Origin of the sequence: Zobellia sp. OII3, from assembly GCF_002211465.1 — a bacterium.
Taxonomy (GTDB): Bacteria; Bacteroidota; Bacteroidia; order Flavobacteriales; family Flavobacteriaceae; genus Zobellia; species Zobellia galactanivorans.
Genome location: NZ_MWRZ01000001.1, coordinates 76,380 through 97,036 on the forward strand (window position 1 = coordinate 76,380; position 20,657 = coordinate 97,036).

Consider the following 20,657-nt stretch of genomic DNA (forward strand, 5'->3'; position numbering starts at 1 on the left):
AGCGCTCCGATTGATTTTGTGCAGGTGTTGTGCAGGTGTTTTCGATGTTTTTGTGGTTCTATTCTCAGAATGTATATACCGAAACTCCTTCAAAAAGTATTTTCACGGATTGTATGGTGTCGTTTTCATTAAAATTTTAGGGTATAGAAAAACAAGAAATCACATTGGCAATCTACAAGAGTACCCTTTTAAGATTATGGGATTCTTTAGCGCTAAAAAAACAAATAGTGGTTTAAACTTGAACATTTATTCGCTCCGATCTTTCCAACTTTAATCTGTTTGTTTAAATAGGGGGAGGTCAGGTCCGAGTCCAGTCCGTGCTACTAAAAAAAAGCTATCGATTTCTCGATTGCTTTTTTGTGTTTGGGTAACTTCCTCTATAACAACAGTAATTTTTAAATTTTAACCGTTAAAGTTACAGTATCACTTACAGTTCTACGAGTTATACACAGCGAAAGAATCCAGATAATCATAAATTGCAATTCGTATCCAAAAAGGTAGTTAAGATGTTATTGATTGATTCGCCGATTGTTATTACACACCTTTAATGTCGATTCTAAAATCGTGCAAAATGCAATTAAATCAAATGATACGTCTTCTTACCCTTTATTTGAATATTCCATAAAAACTTTATCAAACCAATACAAGCCAAAATTTTAACAAAAAAAATTTACATCTACGAAAATGAAGCTTTCCAACCAATTCCTAACAACAATTACCCTACTAATCACAAGTATTACATTCGCTCAAGAAGCTCCACATTTTAAGCCTGGAGAAGACCCAAGGCAACCTCATCAGGAATGGAAATTAATTGAAAACATGTCCGATGAATTTGAAGGGAAAAAGATAGATGAAAAAAAATGGCAGATTTCGGGCCAAGGATGGATAGGTCGCGCTCCGGGATTGTTTCTTGCAGAAAATATTTCCTTAAATAACGGAAGTTTACAAATAACTACAACTATGCTGCCAGAACCTATAGTCAAAAACAATAAAACCTATACGCACGGAGGTGGTTACGTTGGCTCAAGAAATGGTATGACCTATGGCTATTATGAGTGCGAAATGAAAGCCAACAAAACCTTCATGTCCTCTACATTTTGGTTAATTAATGAAGGGAAAGACCGATTAGGATGCGACAAAAGAACAACGGAATTGGACATTCAGGAATCTGTTGGACAAATAACGAATGATGCCGACTGGATGAAATACTTTGACCAAACCATGAACTCCAATACCCACAGTAGAAATATTCCGGAGGGATGTGAATACGAAAAAGGATCGAGCAAAGGCAAAGCGGAGTTAGGAGGAAAAGCATACGAAGATTTCCATGTTTATGGTGTTTGGTGGAAATCTAAGGATGAAATTATATTTTTCTTGGACGGCAAGATGCAATCTAAAGTAACGCCCCCGGCAGATTTTGATATTGAAATGTATTTACGAATGGTCGTTGAGACCTATGATTGGAATCCGGTACCTAAAGACGGCGGCATGACAGGTTCAAAAGAAGATAGAACTACAACGTACAATTGGGTAAGGTCATGGCAATTGGTTGATTCAAAGAATTAATTGTTGGTAAAGGATATCTAAAGTAAGTGTCTTTACCTATATACAAAGTAGTAAAGACACTATGATTTGTTCTCCATATTTAATAAGGACTATCTCATAAAATGTGTAAACAAAAAATATTTACACCTTATGAAGAAAGAAGAATTATCCAATAATGAATTTTTAAAACCGTTCAAATCGGGCGACGAACTGAACGGTTTTTTGAAGGAGCTCCAGAAACGCGGCATCGCAAAGATGCTCGAAGGGGAGTCCGAGATATCCATTCCCATCAGGAACTGGGGCATAATACGAAATCAGTTCCTCACGATCTATGAAAAAAGGGGCAGACTTTAAATATAGTCAACCCCCTTTTTTTTAACTTACGCACTTATTGGGATAGAGTCTTTTTAATCTAACTCAAAATACTCTTCATCGGTCATTTCGCCATTCTTAATTCTTTCTAACTCCTTAGTATAAGAACGAATGTATTTATCCAATTCCGGATTAAAAAATTCTGATTTCTCTTGCTTGTAAGTACCATTTAATACCCCATTATAGTAGTAGAAAAAGTTGTAGTCAAAACTAGCGGCATCAAGGTCATATGCCCCTAAAAGAAATCCTAATCTTACTGCAGAACGTCTCTGGTAGCTACGACCATGGTGTCCTGGGCTAGATGTATTATTATCACCTATAGATTCTGCAAACTCATAAGCTGCAGCAATCTCGGAAAAACTGGTTTTATTGTACCCATTTGGTCTTCTTAGGTAATATCCAGCCATACCATCTGCTTCTAACTCCCCAGCTCTTGCCGTGGTTTCATTTTTAGAAGGGTAACCATAGGTAAATTGTAATTGGTGTGCAAACTCATGTGCTAAAATCATAACATTAGCAATTTGCCCTTGTGCCTTTGCTGCATTATAAATAGCCTCACCATAATAAATTTTACCACTACCATAAGATATGGCATTGTACGTAGAATTTGGATTAACGTTGTCTTTTACAAAAGATAAAGGCACAGCTGGTCTTCCCCAAACAGATGCTATCTTAGAATTCTGTGTTTGCATAAAGTTAGTTTCCGATGCAGTACCAATAGAGTTAGATAAAAAAGCCGTACTACTCCAGTTACCATCTACATACCCACAATTATGCAGTTCCTCTGGGAAAGCATCTGAAATTGCTAAAACAGATTCTTCTGCACTCTCTACATCTGCAACGTCTGCGTCGTTAGTACAAGATTGTAACACTGAAAAAAACGTAAGCCCTAATACATAGGCTACTTTGCGATTTAAGTTTTTCATTTCTTTATAAATTTAAATTAGTTGTATGCATCACAATATTAATAAATAAATTCTTACAAATAATGAAATATTATCATTTTTTTAACAGTACATTAGAACTATCGGATTACTAGGTTTTTAGTGAATAAATTTATATCCATGAATTAAAAAAGAGCGAAATGAGGCAGCACCCCAAAATGTATGCATCCCGTAAAATAAATAAAGACGACGTAGGAATTTAGACATAACTTACTGTAGACCTAGGGAGTTAGCAATTACAATTCGCATCAATCAACTCACAAAAAAGAAAATCAGTAGCAAGTTGTAGTGATACTATTGATAGTTCTCAGTTATGTCAAGTGCCTTAAATACTCTATATGTATATCGACACTCCTTCAAAAAGTAGTTTAACGGATGTATGGTACTGTTTTCGTTGATATTTTAGCGTATCGGAAAACCGTAAGGTACCTTGGCAATCTACTGGGGGGGGGGGCACTATTTTAAGATTTCCAAATATTCACCTATTATCCCATTATCGATACGAAAACGCCCTAGTAATTGTTATAATAAAAAGGGCCTGTCCAAGCCTTTTGGACAGGCCCTTTTTTCGGCCCATGTTTTTGGTCATGGGAATATATTTAAATCATTCCTTGAGAATAGACTTCACCACATCGTAGGTATCGGTTTTCAACCTTAGAAAATAGAGGCCTGGTTCAAGTTCCGATAAGTCTATGAATTCGTGGTTCATGACTTTTTCAAAAGACGCCACTTGTTGTCCCGTTACATCTAGAACGATTGCGCTTGCACTTTCGGAACTTCCCAAATCGACACTAAGGTTATCCCGAAATGAATTGGGTGAAACGGTTGCATCCAACGAATCGATTTCTAGCGATGATTCGGGGAAAATCGATGCCGAAGCGTTCAAATTATTCGTATTTGCCATGGAAATCTTCAACCAGTTAATGTTCCACCCTCCAGTTATTGCATAAATGCCAAGGTTGTATGTTCCTGCATCAACATGAACAGTGTGGGAAACTGTTGTCCAGTTTTGCCATCCATCTGTTTTCGGGATGCTTCTTTCTCCTAGAACAATTGAACCGGCATTTAAATCCAAAGAGAGGCTTCCCCCTCCATCCCTACTTGCTACTCTATAGGAAACAGTATAATCGCCGGATATAGGAAAGGTTACATCTGCATAGCTCATCCAATCTTCGGCGTCGATATAGCCCACATTTTGGCCACCATTCGTATCAGTGGTATTTTCGACCTCTACACCCCCCATATTCGTATAATCTTCCGCTTCCATTACCATTTCGAATATCGGTTCTCCCCCTCCTTCTGGAAAAACTTCCCCGGCCAGATTGCGCCGTTGGATTCCGTTAGAGCGAAATTCCGATACCAAGTTTTCGATTTCCGAAGGGGCGACTTCTTCGTTTTCATAAAAAAGAACCCAATCTACCTTCATGGTCGAGTTTCTGTTCTCCGTACTGGCACCGGTGATGTGACCGAATATCCAATTGGCAAAGGCAATCTGCATGGGACTTCTGGGGTAAAGGGGGGAACCATCCTTTGGTGAATATTTCAAAACGCCCAAGTACTCATCATCTACCCAAAACTTTACATTTACACCATCGGTAAATGAGAAAGTATAGGTGTGCCATCCGGAGTAGGATCGTGTAGAGGAATCGCTATCATTGAAAAAATTATCGCCTTCATAACGATTGTAGGCCGTGGTATACAGCACTTGATTGTCTGTAGAAGTACCCCATTTGTCCGCAGCGAAATATTCAAAATCAATTTCACTATACCGCGAACCATCAGTGGCCAGTAAGTGACTTACGATCGTATAGAAAGTTTGCACATTTCCATCTTTGTAAGCAAAGGGCACATCGCTAAAATTGACCCTTGCAGAGTAGGTACCCTCAAAATAATCATACCCATTGGTCTGTATCCTGGAATGCGTTATATCGGTTCCACTGCCTTGCTTGTTCACTACAGTTTCTAGCGTTACCAAGGCATTTCCTGAAAGGTCGGGGTCTTGAACAAACTTAACGTTACCTTTGTTGTAAATAGCGTTTGCCGGTGGGCCATTAAGGCCATCGACAACTACCCATTTATTAAAATTCGACAGGTCGTCATCATTGATACCATCGTAGTTGAAATCGTCGAACATGATTACATCTTGTGCTTGGCCCCAGTGCAAGTTGCAAATGATCGTCAGGATAATTAGGTTTCTGAATAATTGGAATTTTTCCATAAGTTCTCGATATTAATTTTAGTTATTAATTAAATTATCAAGACGGTCTTTTGTAAAATTCTATTTTTTTAGGATTCGGTCAAATATACCAAATTCTAGATGTTAAATACCGTAAACAATTTTTTTTTAATCTATAATACCACCAAAATTTAGGACAGAAACTTAAGTTGTAATTCTAACCCTTTGACGAACGGGGACAATGGGCGGTAAAGCCTAAAGGGCATCATCCGACTTCCTAAATTTCCGTTTGCCCGTATGATCCATACCTCGCTCACGTTCCAATTTTATCATTTCTTGGGGTCTGAAGTTCAAGATAAGAGCCCTTCGCTGCCCATTAGTACTGTTACCTTTACTATAATGTAAAGTAAATCCGTCATGAAAAGAACACCCTCCGGCCTTTAACGGCAATGGTTTTCCATTTTCAGGAAATGCTTGAACGGACAATGCTCCACCTGCTATTTTATGGGAATGTTCCAATAGCTTTTGGTCATATCTCCTTGCAAACCACATACATCCATTTTCTTCATAAACATCATCAAGTGCAATCCAACAACTTACCGACCTTTTGTCCGGTAAGTCGATCCAATAAGCAGCATCTTGGTGCCATGGCGTTTCCGTATCGGTAAAAGGAGCCTTATTGATCAGCATATCAAAATCCAGTGCCATGTCATCGCCCAGCAAATCCCGGGCCCAAGCCAATGCTTTTGTATAAACTTGCTTCTCTAAAAGTTGGGGTTCAATACTACTGGGAAGCATGATCTGCGTAATTTTCTCAACAGCCTCAGAATTTGAGCTATTACCCGATAAATCACTTCTCAAGCCGGCAGTAAGCTTCTTGTCTTCCAAAAGGACATCGTATAACTTTCTAAGTTCAACCACTTCATCAAAAGATAATAGTTGATCTAAATGCCCAAATCCATTGTTTACAAAATCATTTTTCAACATAGCAAGCATAGGTTTTTATTTAAGAAATACTTCTACCGAGTCTCCATCTTTAATCAAAGAATTCACGAATACACGGCCATTACTTTCGACCACTTTACAACGAATCTTATCTCCTTCCCTTAAAACCTTAATATGGAAATCCTTATTAAAAGCCTTAATGTGGTTTAATTCCATCTTGTTCCATTCCTCAGGAAGTCTAGGCGTACAACGAAAACTACTTAGGCCCGTTGGTACCATACCAAACATGCCTTCTGTAAATACCCGGCAGTACAAGCCACTTTCTGCGGAGAGGTGGGCCATATTCCCTTCAGGATAAGCCTCTACAACATAGGGGACCCGATCACCCAATAAGCGTTTTTTGGAAAACTCTTTTAATTTATTCAGTGATCGTTCCGTGGCACCCGCAAGAAAAGTGCCCCTTAGGGCATATAGGGTTCCGCGATCCCAAAAAACTTTGGATATTTCTAAGTTTTCATCATTTTTTTCAACGTGAACGCCGTTATCCGTCCATAATCTATCAAAAAGGGCATCAATAGTTCCCTCTTTTCTATCAAAGATTTGCACCACCAAAGGAAGGCAAATCCAATGCCTTAGATTCTCATGTTCCTTGTAATATTTATAGGTCTCAAGCCCATCAATTGTTTTCCCAAAATAGGCTTCAATGTTCTTTTTCAATCGAACTGCGGCCTTTCGGTAGCCAGAAACTTCTTTTTTGGGCCTCCCTAATGAAACACCAAGGTCAGCGGCTAAGTTTAAGGCTCCGTAATATAAACTTGAAGTTGATAGATTCGCATTACCCGTTTCTATCCTCCCTTCCATTTCATCCGATTCCGAAATCACCACGCCACTCTTGTTCAAGTTTCGCTTGTTATATTCCAAGCACCATTTAATTAGGGGCCATATCTTTTCCGCCACCTCTTTATCTCCGGAAGCCATAGCAAATTGTGCAGCCCCGTATGCTATCATTGCAGCATCACCACGGTCTAAAGGACTAATTGGGGCGTCACCCTCCATTTCAAAAGAGTACCTAATATTTCGGTAATCGGGGGTAATTTCCTTTGTATACAGATCGTACATATTCAGTGCAGCACTGTTTCCCAACTCATATCCCAAATATGGAAAGAAGGGATTTACGTATTCGGCTTGATCATTTGCCCAAAACCCCACGTAATAGCGTCCACCCCCAGGGGAATGCACCAACCCCAACTTTGACTCGAATATGCTTTCCGATGCCCTGATTTTAGAAAACTCAAACAAGGTATTGAGGGTTGAATCTGGCGTTACAAGCTGTAACGAGCTCTTCATTTTATTCAAAAAATCAATACGACCCCTATAATATTCATCCTCATGAACTATCAATTGCGGTTCTTCGTTCAGCGTAGCGGAAACATGAACCGAAAATTGGCAAGACTCCCCTCCGGCCAAATTGATATTCTCCTTGATATTGCTGCCGGTATTAATGACGTATTCTCCCTTAACACCTTTCACATGCCTTTTGGTCTGTGTTGTTTTTCCAAGAAGACGAATTGTTGAATCGGTGGTGTTGATCAATTCCCATTGTTCAATAAAGAGACGTTGGTTCGTAGATGGAAAAAAAGTGCGAATCAAGGCCACCCCTTCTTCAGGTTCATGCTCTATTACCAAGGTGCCATTTATCCTAACATCCTTAACCGCTCCAGGCGAATATATTTTTTCGTTTACTATTAGTGTTGGCAAGATATCATCAGAATACGTACGGGCTAAGTAAGCCCTATAGTGCTTCCAATCCGGGTCATTGGTTTTTATATACGTTCTTAATTGAGGAAAAAAAATCTGTCTCGAAACCGAGAGCTGTTTTTGCTTGTCTATATCATAGGAAACTATGGCCGAAACCCGTTTGCCAGACATCTCTATGTTATCGCTATAAGGCACGTTCTTTTTCTCCGAAAGACTCAATTTAATCTCATTGGTATTTTCTATCGTCCAATGTTGGGAGAATTGAGCAAACTGGAATTGGGCAACAAACAGAAAAATTATTGTACTAATTCTTTTATACATTATAATCATCTTTATCACTATTAAATTACTTTATTTCAAGTAACATCCAGTTGTCATTTACCACTCCGTCAAGCACATTTTCCATACATAGGTTCCAACTGATAAAACCCACGATATTACCATCTTCATCAACATGGTCATCGCTTGGAGCCAATGGTTGGCCCGTATCCGCATGATAATTTTCATGGGTGGTTTTGTACTTTGCAATATCGTCCAACAATAAATTGCCTACGGTTTGCCCCAACCAAGCTACCTCTTGATCGTACCCATAATTTTTTAACCCTATGGAATAGATATAGTTGGCTATGGGCCATACGGGGCCTTGCCAGTTTGAAAAAGGCACAATAATGTTTTTATTATTGTAATCGGGATCTTGTGCAGAAAGTGTTCTAAAACCATATTTTGCCTTCATATGTTCGTCACTCAGCAAATAGGTTTCTATCATTTTCTTTGCATTGGGTTTTGGAACGATATGGGCCGCCAATGGTAAAAAGGAGGAAAAAGTAACCCTTTTATAGAAATCTCCCGTTTCCCTATCTACGGTATAAAAAATAGAATCTTCTTCCGACCATAGAATTTTGTTAATTGCCGTTTTTAATTCCTTTGCTTTCCGCTCGTACAAAAGGGCATCTACCTCATTTCCCATTTTTTTTGCGAGTGCAGACTGAGCTATATATTCTTTGTATTGCCATGTACTAGCGTCGGGAGCTAAAAAAGAGCGCTTATCTTCTATAAAATAATTGAGGGCCGGGTTATTGTCTGCCCCGCTCTGCATCGCTATATCCCAAAAAAACAGACCGGTAATACTATCTCTTTGGGTTTTCTCCCTATACTCCAATACCTTTTTAATTTGATTGTAATGAGGCTTTACCCATTCAAAGTCGTTCAATTTTTCAGAAGCCAAATACACACCTTGGGACAAAAAAGGTTTCATTGCAAACTTGCCGAATATGGGGCGAGGCCCATTAATGGTAGCACAGCCGGACACATACCCCTCTTCATCTATCCCCTTAATCAAGTTCAGCGCCCAATACTTTAGATATTCGGGCTTGCCTTTACTCACAAAATAGTTCCCCATAAAAAACCCGTCCCAATCCCACATTTGCTTGTAAAAACCGGCCGGTATGAGGTATGGATATTCCAGATAGCCCTCAGCCGGTTGAATCACCTTTGTGCTTAAGTGCTTAAAATTTTCGGTTAAATCGGTATAGATATCGTATAGTTCTTGCCGATTTAAAGTAGATACGACCTCGGTTTCCATTTCTGATATTTGCTTTGACGACTCTTCTTTACAACTGTTCTGCAATATGCCAATCGCAATAAAAAATATAAAGAACAAATGGGAGTTGTTTAGGTTCCGTTTGATCAAACCTTTCTTTCTATAGCGTATCTTCATATTATTTATGGTGTTTTGGCCTCGACAATTTGCGAATTACTATCGAAATCTATTTATAATAGCCTCCAAATCGCTTACCCTTGTGGGGTTTTGATCGGCAATATTTCTTTTTTCGGAGATGTCATCGGCAAGGTTGTACAATTCAATACTTGTTGAATCGATTTTAGAATCCTTGATTGTCACCAATTTATAATCTCCCGACCGTACCGCATGTCTTGAAATGCTCGTCTTGAACTCCCAATACAAAAAAGAATGTTGTTTTTGCTGTTCATTGTCGCCTAAAAGGGTGGGCAAATATGAAATTCCATCGGTTGAAATAGGTTTATCCTGACCTGACAACTCACATACCGTAGGTAAAAAATCCCAAAAAGTTGCAACTTGATCAGTTTCCCCTTTCTCTATTTTCCCTGGCCATTTTGCTATAAACGGCACTCGAATACCTCCTTCATATAAATCTCTTTTCATTCCCCTCAAAGGTCCATTGCTGTCAAAATAATCCACTTGCCAACCTCCTTCTTGGTGTGGTCCGTTATCCGAAGTAAAAATCACGAGCGTATTCCCATCAAGATTATTTTCCTTGAGCAAATCCAATATTTGCCCTACATAGCTATCCAATCTGGTTATCATTGCCGCACCGGCTTTTTTTTCCGACGGCCACGGTTCTTTATCGTAAATTCCATAATCCGGTACTTCCATACCGTGCTCATTAATTAAAAAGCTCTCATTATTGGCGTGCGGTATCGTATAGGCCAGATATAGAAAAAAGGGTTCCTTCGCATCAGTTTTTATAAAATCCAAAGCCTTTTCCGTGAACAGATCATTAGAGTATTCTTTCTTTTTTATAGCGGCATTTCCGATACCTACTGCATAATTGGTACTATCGGAAACATAGACTACTTCATTTTCCAAAGGAAATTTTTCGCCATTTTCCATAAGATAGTCCGGATAGTAATTATGTGCCCTAATCTGATCGTAATAACCAAAGGAATAATCGAATCCTTGGGCATTGGCGTATCCTGATGTACCTACATTTCCCAAGCCCCATTTCCCTATTACCCCTGTTCGGTATCCGGCATCCTTAAGCACTTCTGCCACGGTAAGATCGCTATCTTTTATGGGTTTTTCCATGGACTTAATGGTGGTATTGCCCATGTGCTGTCCGGTCATAAGGCTATTTCTAGACGGGGCACATACCGTAGCCCCCGCATAGTGTTGGGTAAATCGCAAACCTTCCGAGGCCATACGGTCAATATGTGGTGTCGATATGGTTTCTTGCCCATAACACCCTAAATCCCCATAACCTAGGTCATCTGCTAGAATGAATATAATATTGGGCTTTGAGCCCTTTACCTTCCCGTATGCGGAGTCCGTATTTTCGCAGGAACAAAACAAGGCCATTAAGGCAACGTATAAAAGAGTTCTTTTTTTCAAATCAATTTTTTAAAGGGGTAACTAATTTCTCAAAAGGCAGAAAACCGTGCATTGGGTCGGTTTTATATTTTATGTTCAATTGGTTCTGAATCTTTCGATAATAATATTCTATCCTCAAGGTATGCTTGCCTTCGGAAAGAGCTACATTAAAATCTTGAGGAGTTTTGTTGGTCTCACTTCCTTTGGCTACAAGTTTATCGTCGATATAGATATTGGCAAATCCGTCATCGGTTGTAAGCCTAAATGTATAGTCTTCGTTTCCTGGAATATAAATTTGTCCGTTAAGCTCAACCGCATATGGGTTATAAAGTCCGTAAAACCTTGTATCGATATGTCCATCCCTAGCAACCTTGGCAAAAAGTTCGCCGTTTATTTTATCTAGTCGATCACTGGTCATAAAGCCGGTAACACCTTCCCTTACCAACTTCAATTCCGAGAAATCGGGCACACTTCCCCCAACTTCTTTTGATATGGGGCCATAAACTTTATAAGAATAAGCCGGTACTATTTTCTGATAATACTCTTGCTGAGGATGCCCTAATGGGTTTCCCGATGCAGTAAAGGCCTGCACGGTAAGAATTCCCCCGTTTGCAATGTCAATTGGACCCTCGTATGGTTTTGCCTTCCCCATATTGGGCAAGCTCCAGGAGGTCGAGAAATTCCATTTGAACTCTACTTCCTCCTTAGACTGAAATGCTATGGTTATTTTGTCGGTAAAACGTTGATCTTCCTCATGCACCAAGCCGCTTACTTCTATTTTTACCGGATTAAAAAGACGGGAATACAATTGGTCCGTCTTTTCAAGTGTCTTTAAAAAGTTATCGTAACCTGTATTTATAGATCCACTCCAAAGATGGGCCGCCAAAACGGGCACCCTCTTTCTTAGGACAGGAATAACCTTAAAGTGGTTTTGCTCCCAAAAAGAAATTTGCCCCCCTAGAATTGCTTCATCGCCGGTCACCTCAATATCTTCAATAGCGTCTTGCCAATGTGACCATTTGGTCGGACTCCAATCATATGCTTTTTTTATTTCCGGGGCAAAATTCATGGCTCCCACCATATACCAAGGCACCCAGGTGGAGTTAACAATTTTATACCCATTATCCAATAGGTTTTGGGGATGGTTATAGGTAGTGTTCCAAACGATTATCGTGATGTCTTTGTCCACGGTAACATATTTAGATCCCGTACCGTGAAAGCCCTCCCAAATTAGGGTCTTTTTTCCCGTAGCCTTTACCATGCCGTTCATTCGGTTGATAAAGTGGCAAAAGAGTTCATTCGCATCGCCATTGGCCGCTTCCTGTAAATTATGTTCAAGGGTATACGCTTTGTATTCCGGTATTTTTTTCAAGTTTTCCAAATACACCTCATCTCCGCCAACATGTATGTACGGACTGGTGTAAAATACCTCGGCGACCTCTTTAATAATTGTATTCAAGGCCGAATAGGTAGACTCTTTGGCCATATTGACCACATACAAGGGCTTTGCCTCCTTCGTTTGCTCATCGACACTGCCAAAAACCTCAGGATAGGTACTCCACAAAATACCCGAGTGACCGGGAACCTCAATTTCAGGAATGATGGTAACCCCCCTATTTTTTGCGTACTCCACCAAATCTCTCAACTCTTCCTTGGTATAGAATTCGCGACTGCCATCCGAATGGGTTTTATTTACTTTCGGGAATTTCTCCAATGGAAAGGTAAAACGCTTATTATCCGTTAAATGAAGGCTTAAATACTTTATCTTGTACAACCACAACAAGTCTATGGTTTCCTTAATAGTTTCCGTAGGATGCCAAAATCGGGCAAGGTCTAGCATTACAGACCTAAAATTAGATTTTGGGCTATCGGAAATAACAACCCGTGGTATTGCGCCCCCCTTTTTGGAGATCTCTACCAATTGAACCAAGCTCGCTACCGCATTGGATACCGCTTCATAGGTCTGCCCTTCGATTTCAATTTTTCTACCCACTTTAATGGTATGGGAGTTTTCGTTCAGGTCTTCATTTATGCCCAGTAATATCTTGGGACTATTTTCTGAATCTTGGGCCAATTTTAAATCCGCTCCGGCAATGCGGTTGACATAGGCGACCAAAATTTCTGCCAATGGTTTTAATTCGGGTTGGGCTACACCAACCAAAGTGGGGCCGTTTAGTTTAAAATATCCCTTTTCCTTGACCATCTGTGTCGGACTGGGCAGCACGTCCCAATTTCCGTGATCAACCTTAGATATTTGGGCACCTCCCGATAAAGCTCCTAGGAGCAATAAAAATAGACTTAAACAAATGTTTTTTTTCAATATCATGTTTTTTATTTTTTGAACAAATGAGCGTACTCCGTTTGTATCCTACGGGCTACATCTATGGTTTTTTCGGTTGGCGCACTAGGGTATATTTGATGGGAGCGAGTCCATTTATAATCCATCTCCCGCACCTCAGCATCATAGGCTTTGGGGTCAAAATCGACACCCTCGGTCAATGACCTCCGTAAGTGATCAACGAATAGTTGCCATCTAGGTTTATAATACCCACTGAAGAGACCGTTCCATTGTTTACCCGCATAATCTCGAAGCCCCCCTTCTGGGTAGGGCTGCCAAATCGTAACAATTGTTCTGGCATTCCATTCATAGTATTCTTTCTCTTCCGGTGTGCTTCCCCAACTTTTGGCATCTTCCAACCATTTTCCCAATAAAAAATTCTCATTTGTACCTGTAATGGCCTCAAGGTCATCCATGAGCTTGAACAAGGATTTAGCGCTTCGGTCAAGCGCTTGCCGATCTTTTTCTTGATAGGCCACGCTTACATCGTTTATAGATTTATGGGTTAAGCTAAACAGCAACTCACGGTATACGTTCGTAAGGTCGAAATTATATGTTTCAACGTCTTGTAGTTCATTGGCCTCCCCCAGTAGCAACCCAGCCGCCTTGGCCAGCTTATAGACATCAAAATCCCATGCAAAGGGGTCCGTCTCGGTTATTTTAAAATCCTTTCTTACGTGTCTAATATCTTCTTTACTACCTTCTTCAAAAATCATTAATCGCGGGGTGGTAATCAGGGGGGACCACATTGTTCGGGTTCTACCATATACCGATTCCCCTAAAAGTTGCCAAGCCTTTTTTACGGACGGGCTTTTTGTTCCGTAACGGATCGTGGCATAATCTTCAATCCATTCTTGTACGTTAACTTTTTGGGGGTCCCAAGCTTTTTCAAAAATAAAATCCTGCACAATGGGATTATACCCCAAACCTTCCGGAATCACCCCTATACCCTTAAGGTTATTACCTATTTCCGATGTATAAGCCTCTTGGAACTGTCTTTGCATTTCTTCGAGATCTCCGCTCATGTTCACTTTCTGATCTTCATTACAGATTACGTTCCATATCCAAGGCTGTCCATAAAATGCATCTGTTTTATCCCAAGTAGGATTCTTTTCTCCATAAAGATCGAGCACAATTGCTCTATTCTTTGGTATCCCATCTAAAAAGGCCCGACCCCTTTCCTTTGTCCAAAAATCTTTTTTGAAAAAGAAAAACCACCCTTGAAGTACCCATGTGGCTTTTGAATCTGCCAATTCCATAGACTTGTATACACTTTCACTTACCTGTTTTAAAAAAGCAGGATCCTTAGAAGGCGGGTCTACCTCAATAAAACAGTCCGCATCATATAAATGATCCGTTCCGTAAAGTTCGGTCTGTTTTTTAATAAAGGCCGTACCAATTTTTTGAAATAGCTCATCGGTAGGATCAAGAAAATAAGTGCCCTCTACTCCTGCCCAATCTTCTATTTGAAAAATATTGGCCTCTGGGTAGAGTTTTTTTAAGACTTGGGGAACATGGCCCGTAAACGCTTGTAATACCGGCTTCATACCAAGGGACCGCATACGGTTCAAAATTTTTACTTGTAGTTCTTTCCTCTGTGTTATCCAATTTTGGGGTAGAGGACCGCCCATTCCATCTATATTCCCCATCCATCCCCAGGGCAAGTGTGCAGGACCTACAAAAAAATCATCAATCTGCTGCCGAGACATTCCAAAATCACTCAAAACCTCTTGCCATACAGCTTCTTGACCGATAATAGCCAAAGGCATATTTACTCCTTTCAATGCCATGTAATCAATCATCTCCTCCCACCTATCCCAGTTCCACCAAGGCATGGTGTAGCCGTAAGTGCAATAGTTAAATAAATAGCGATAATCGAAAGGTGTCTCTTTTCTGATTTTAGAGGTCAGTCTAGGAAGCGTCTTAGGAAGGTCAAGTTGATTATAATTTAACGATATGTGGGCGTTACAGTAATTTTTCAAATACCAGTCAAGACCAGATGCCATCGCCACCGCGCTATTTCCAGATATGACGATCTTTCCTGCATGTCCATTAGATACCTCAAAAACATCTTTATCCTTTGAAGCTGTAATTTCCTTAAAAACGAAGGAGGAAGCACGTTCAGGTAAAATGCGATTCAAAATACCATAAGCAGATTTCTCCGCACCGGATTGCCGTGCTTGGCTATAAGTGGCTATAGTAAACAACAGTACTATTAAACTGACTACTTTTCTCATGAATTCAATATAGATTAAAACCGAAAGGTCGTGTTAGGCCCACTTTTGGGCCGTCCCTACAGACCATATAAAAACAAAAGGCTTATTGATCAAGGCAAAGCGATTACTTTGGGGGAATATCACCTTACAATAAGCCTTTTTAACCAACTCAAAAAATTAATAACTGAACAGAACGGGCCCTTCTTGAATGGTCGGGACCATTTTTACCGTCGGGGCGTTCCGAGCAAACCAAAGTGGATCTCCAAACACGTTATCTACAATATTCACCCCTTGAATGGCCGCTTCAAAATTGGTCTGGTTGAAATTCTGCATGGTCTCGCGTGGGTAACCAACCCGTACCGGATAACCTTTTTCCTTGTTTATCCCTATATCGAAAAAGTCCAGGGTCGGCAATCCCGTTCTTCGGATCATTGAAAAGGTATTTATACTTTGACCGAACTGTGCTATATAACGTTGCGTAATAATCTGCTCCAATGCATTCGCCGAATCAAAGGTCACCCCTGGAGAGGCCAAATAAGCATCAATTGCCGTTTGATCTACTGCTAACTGCTCCATATTGGCCTTAATGCCCTCTTGGTATGCCTGGTCGACCGAAATCCCTGTTTCAATGCCTTTGCTCTCCGCTTCCGCCCTTATAAACAACAACTCTGAATAGGTCATAATAAATCTCTTTTGGGCCGAGGTATACGAATCGGATAGTTGACTTACCGAATCCAAAGCCACCCTGGTATATCCACTTGGATTCTCTTCATCGAAAGCCGGTGGAACCCCGGTGTACGTATCACTATCCGTATAACCTGGAGCCGGATTCAAAAGGACCTTCATTCTGGGGTCTTCCAAGCCCCCAAGGGTATTTACAAAACCGGTAATAGCGATAGGAGAATTGGTATTGTTCTCGACATATTGGGCAAAAGGGTCGGAATAAGAACCTATAGTAGCCTCCCATGTCATACCAAAATTATCCTCATTACTTTCCAATAATGGATATTTACTAGGGTTTGCGAAAATAGACTCAAGTCTAGCCTTGGCAAACCCGGCATCTGCATCGGAAATACGCATTAAAATACGTACTTGTAAGGAATTGGCGAATTTTTTCCATTTTAACAGGTCTCCACCGGCATAAGCGTCACTTTCGGCGTTCAATGCTATACTAGGCTCTCCAGACAGATCAAAAGTGCCATTGGCCTCTTCCAACAAATCAAGAACCGCTTTGAGAATTTCTTCTTGCGAATCAAACTTTGGTTTATTGTACTGTTCTTCTTCCGAGACTTCCCCGAATTGCGCATCGGAAAATGGAATGGGCCCCCAGAGTTCTGCCATATTACTATATATCCATCCTTTTAACACTAGGGCTACCGCTTGGTAATTCGGTTGGGGGGTTTCTTCCGTATTGTCCAAAATTCTTTCTATCAACGGAATTGTTTGGGTTACTAGATTTTGATACACCCAAAAATCATTGAAATCTTCACGTGGATTGGATGCCACAAAGTCAGTAGGAGCCGTGGTATTCGTGTAATATTGCACCCATTTTGCCGTTCCCTTATTGTAGCTGTTGATATTATCCAATAACTCCCGCGATGCCCTTATTTCCGCACCTAACAATAAACTTTCATTGCTACCTACAACTTGCGCATTAGGGTTTGTGTTTATTTCCTCAAAATCATCGGTACAGGCCTGTAGCGAGAAAATGAGAAAACTAATGATCATTATATAATTTGAATATTTCATATTGATATCTTTTTATTCGATTAGAAACTAACGGAGAAATTCATTCCAAAACTTTTGGTATTGGGAAGCGATCCGGTTTCAAATCCAGATCCATTGTTCAAACTACCCATATTTGCCGTTTCGGTATCGATACCATCCAGGTTGTTCTTTATCAACCAAAGGTTTCTACCCACTAAGGATATGTTCACATCGGACAACCCTAGTTTTTTGGTTACTTTTCTATCTAATCTATATCCTATCGAAAGCTCTTTGAGTTTAATATTTGTAGCGTCCCTCATCAGTGCAGAAGTCGGATAATTGAAATTGGCGTACAAATCTTGGGTACTTATAGCTGTAGTGTTCGGTTCTCCGGTTTCCACATCAATACCTTCAAAAATAAAACCGCCTCCATTCTCTGTACTTTCCCTTACGGCGACCCCGTTTATGTTGTCCCCGGCACTTTCCGGATTAAGACCGTTGAGCGACATATATTGATATGTGGTAGATATTATTTTACCTCCATATCTAAGATCGAAGAGAAAATTCAGATTAAAGTCTTTATACCTAAAACTATTGCTGATACCTGCGGTCCAATCCAATGGAGCGGAAACTCCCAAGTCTCTCGTTCCTCTCCATTGGTTATGCATAGGAAAGCCATCTTTGGTAAGTATTTGTCCCGTTCCATAGATATTGTTTTCTGCGGTATAACCAAAATTATTGAAGTCATCTGCCATATTGGGAACGTTGGCCAAGGCATCTTGGGTGTCCCTAAAATATTCAAAGCCTACAATGTGGCCATAAGGCTCCCCATTAGTCGCCCTGATTTCCGGTCCGAACCAAGCTGCAATATGCTTAAAGTTTACTAGGTCTTCAGGAAAGCCCGAAACGGTTCCCCTATTTCGAGACCAGTTCATATTTATATCCCAACGAAAATTCTTGGTTTCAAAAGGCGTAATATCAAGCTTTACCTCAATTCCTTTATTGGTAATTGTTCCTGCATTGATAAAAGCGAAACGAGCTCCTCTTTCCCATGCGTTCTCCACCTGGATCAATTGATTACTAGATTCATTTTTATAGTAAGCTATATCTAATTTCACCTTTGAATCAAACAGGTAAAGTTCCCCACCAACTTCAAACGAAGTCGATTCCTCAGGCACCAAAGTTGTTGCAGGAATAACATTATCTATCCCAGCAACAGGTTGCCCGTTAAAAGCAGTAGAGCTTCTCGTAATAAAGCGATCTAAAGCATAAGGTTGGGTATCGTTACCCACTTTGGCCCAACTACCCCGTAGTTTTCCATAGGTCAATAATTTGCTCTTGATATTCAACGCATCGGTAAAAATAAAACTCGTTGAAGCCGATGGGTAAAAGAAAGACCAGTTATCCTTTGGCAGCGTAGAAGACCAATCATTTCTTCCCGTAAAAGTAGCATACCAGTAATCTTTGAAATTAAACTCTACCGAGCTGAACACACTGCTGACTTCCTTCTCTGTCTTTCTATTGTTTACAGTGGCCGGTTTAGCGGAATTACCAAGGTTATAAACCCCTGAAACCAAAAGCCCACCATCGGTACTGGCAAATTTGCTGTTGGTCTTTTCATTTCTGTTTGCGGCGCCCATCATGAAATTCACGTTCAGATCTTTATAAATATCCTGGTTTATATTCAATCGTACGTCTGCATTAATTTCCTTGTTTAAATCAATACCTTCTTGATAGCTACCTGTGTTAAACAAGTGTTTCGCTACAATCCTCTCGTATTCGGTAGTATTGGTATCTTGAAATACGTTTGCCTGTAAAGACATCCAATCGGTAAGCGCATAATCAAGTCCTACATTAAAACTGAAGCGTGTTCGGGTAACAGGGTTGACGTTCTCATATAGATCCCAATAAGGGTTCGGTCCGTTTTGATAAAAGCTTTTTTTATTGCCGAATTCATCTTTATAATCCCTTAAGTCCCTAATATCAATGTTCGTAGGAATGAAAAGCGCCTGCCACATACCACCATTACCAAAACCATAACTGGTTCTGTTATCACTGTCCATTGTAGAACCTGTTGCTACAAAATTCAGACTTAATTTTTCCCCTAGCCTAAAAGTTGAATTAAAGCTTCCTGTGATACGCTCCAAGCCGGTGTTAGGGGTAATTCCTTTTATATCTTGATGCCCAAGGGACAGACGGGCGTTGGATGTCTCCGTAACATGGGTAAGCGATATGTTTTGTTGATATGTGTGGCCGGTTTCAAAAAAATTGTCCAAGTTTTTAGATCCGTAGGGCAACCATGGTTTTACTATTGAGCCTCCTGTTTCCGGATCCCACTGGGATATTGGTTGGCCATTATATCGAGGACCCCATAATCTTGTATCAGACTCATTGGTACCTGCACCGTTCCCATCTACATATGAAAACTCACCATTATTCCCTTGACCATAATTCAATTGAGGTTCAGGTAAAATCAAAGCCGATTGAAAGGTGGTGGAAGTGCTAAGATTCACCCCCCAACCTTTCTGGCCGGATTTTCCTTTTTTAGTGGTTATCATAATAACCCCGTTTGCGCCTCTGGCCCCATATAAAGCCGTAGCACTCGCTCCTTTAAGAATACTAATATTTTCAATATCATTGGGATTGATGTCCGATAATGGGTTCCCCAAATCCGATTGTCCCGAGGATGATGTAAATAAACTTTCGGAAAGTGATCTATTGCTAAGCAAAGGCAGACCATCAAGAACATATAGTGGTTGATTATCCGATGATAAGGAAGTCACCCCCCTAATTAATACTCTAGGAGATCCGTCTACACCATTGGCCGAACCGGATACTTGAACTCCGGGTGCTTTGGCCGATAGGTTCAATAAGACATTGGGCTCTCCTGTTGAATTTATCTCATCTGCCGATATTGCGTCTACCGCATAACCTATCGCTTTCTTTTCCTTTTTTATCCCTAGTGCGGTTACCACTACTTCCGATAGCTCGCTGGTATCGGGCACTAATGAAACGGAAAGCTCGGTACTTTCGGAAACAGTTTTTTCAAGATTACTGTAACCTACATAAGAGAAGACCAAAACTTGGCCCGGTGTGACCCGTATGTTATAATTTCCGTCAAAATCTGTTAAAGTACCCGATCGCGTATTTTTAACATATACGTTTACATAGGGCATGGGCATATCGAACTCATCGGTTACCACACCTGTAACCTCTATTTTAGTTGAGGTTGCTTCTTGTGCAAATATATGCTGAGCGAAAATGAGCTGGCAAAATATCAGGGCCAGCAAAAATTGTTTCTTATTCTGTTTGTTTTTCATACTTGGCGTTATTTAGTTATCTGTTAGTCTTTGTTTCTTCCTTTAATAAGTGTTAGCCATATGCAAATTGTTTTTAGAATTTGTTAGATGGTTTGAAATTAGTATGAAGAGACTTTGGGCAGTGATAAACAAGTATCAATTACTAATAAAATCGTATCAAATCGATGATTTAGAAGCTATTTGGGCATAATTGCTGTTAAAACCTTACA

The 20,657-nt window shown here is 40.3% G+C and carries 12 protein-coding genes; 2 read left to right on the forward strand and 10 right to left on the reverse strand.

Translation table 11 applies throughout. The features are described 5' to 3' along the window. Positions 1-684 precede the first annotated feature (684 nt). Together B4Q04_RS00305 and B4Q04_RS22900 are read left to right on the forward strand one after the other, a co-directional pair. Positions 685-1,566, forward strand: a complete 882-nt coding sequence (locus B4Q04_RS00305; RefSeq protein ID WP_088695662.1) for a family 16 glycosylhydrolase — start codon at positions 685-687, stop codon at positions 1,564-1,566. Positions 1,567-1,695: 129 nt separating this feature from the next. After that, positions 1,696-1,899, forward strand: coding sequence for a hypothetical protein (locus tag B4Q04_RS22900; protein ID WP_046287351.1), 204 nt, complete (start codon positions 1,696-1,698; stop codon positions 1,897-1,899). A gap of 53 nt (positions 1,900-1,952) precedes the next feature. On the opposite strand, the gene B4Q04_RS00315 is transcribed toward B4Q04_RS22900, so the two are convergent. The 10 genes from B4Q04_RS00315 to B4Q04_RS00360 all read right to left on the reverse strand — a co-directional run bounded on the left by B4Q04_RS00315 (position 1,953) and on the right by B4Q04_RS00360 (position 20,448). Continuing rightward, entirely contained in the window at positions 1,953-2,843 is an 891-nt protein-coding gene (locus B4Q04_RS00315; protein WP_013992388.1) for a metalloprotease, read from the reverse strand. 622 nt (positions 2,844-3,465) lie between these two features. Then, positions 3,466-5,079 carry a carbohydrate-binding protein gene (locus tag B4Q04_RS00320; RefSeq protein ID WP_013992390.1) on the reverse strand — a complete coding sequence of 538 codons (1,614 nt, stop codon included), beginning with the start codon at positions 5,077-5,079 and terminating at the stop codon, positions 3,466-3,468. Between the two features lie 213 nt (positions 5,080-5,292). Further along, positions 5,293-6,024: a phytanoyl-CoA dioxygenase family protein gene (locus tag B4Q04_RS00325; RefSeq protein WP_236630945.1), complete on the reverse strand. Its 732-nt coding sequence runs from the start codon at positions 6,022-6,024 to the stop codon at positions 5,293-5,295. Between the two features lie 15 nt (positions 6,025-6,039). Continuing rightward, entirely contained in the window at positions 6,040-8,061 is a 2,022-nt protein-coding gene (locus B4Q04_RS00330; RefSeq protein ID WP_088695664.1) for a six-hairpin glycosidase-like protein, read from the reverse strand. 25 nt (positions 8,062-8,086) lie between these two features. After that, a complete protein-coding gene (locus B4Q04_RS00335) occupies positions 8,087-9,457 on the reverse strand; it encodes an MGH1-like glycoside hydrolase domain-containing protein (RefSeq protein ID WP_088695665.1) in 1,371 nt (456 codons plus the stop codon). A 39-nt stretch (positions 9,458-9,496) separates the two neighbouring features. Next, complete coding sequence (locus tag B4Q04_RS00340; RefSeq protein WP_201723369.1) at positions 9,497-10,888, reverse strand: arylsulfatase; 1,392 nt, start codon at positions 10,886-10,888, stop codon at positions 9,497-9,499. 1 nt (position 10,889) lies between these two features. Beyond that, on the reverse strand, positions 10,890-13,193 hold the full coding sequence (locus tag B4Q04_RS00345) for a beta-N-acetylhexosaminidase (protein WP_088695667.1): 2,304 nt from the start codon (positions 13,191-13,193) through the stop codon (positions 10,890-10,892). A gap of 5 nt (positions 13,194-13,198) precedes the next feature. Beyond that, on the reverse strand, positions 13,199-15,442 hold the full coding sequence (locus tag B4Q04_RS00350; protein WP_088695668.1) for an alpha-N-acetylglucosaminidase: 2,244 nt from the start codon (positions 15,440-15,442) through the stop codon (positions 13,199-13,201). A 156-nt stretch (positions 15,443-15,598) separates the two neighbouring features. After that, positions 15,599-17,170 carry a SusD/RagB family nutrient-binding outer membrane lipoprotein gene (locus tag B4Q04_RS00355; protein ID WP_013992398.1) on the reverse strand — a complete coding sequence of 524 codons (1,572 nt, stop codon included), beginning with the start codon at positions 17,168-17,170 and terminating at the stop codon, positions 15,599-15,601. A 20-nt stretch (positions 17,171-17,190) separates the two neighbouring features. Next, complete coding sequence (locus B4Q04_RS00360) at positions 17,191-20,448, reverse strand: SusC/RagA family TonB-linked outer membrane protein (protein ID WP_013992399.1); 3,258 nt, start codon at positions 20,446-20,448, stop codon at positions 17,191-17,193. Between the last annotated feature and the right edge of the window lie 209 nt (positions 20,449-20,657).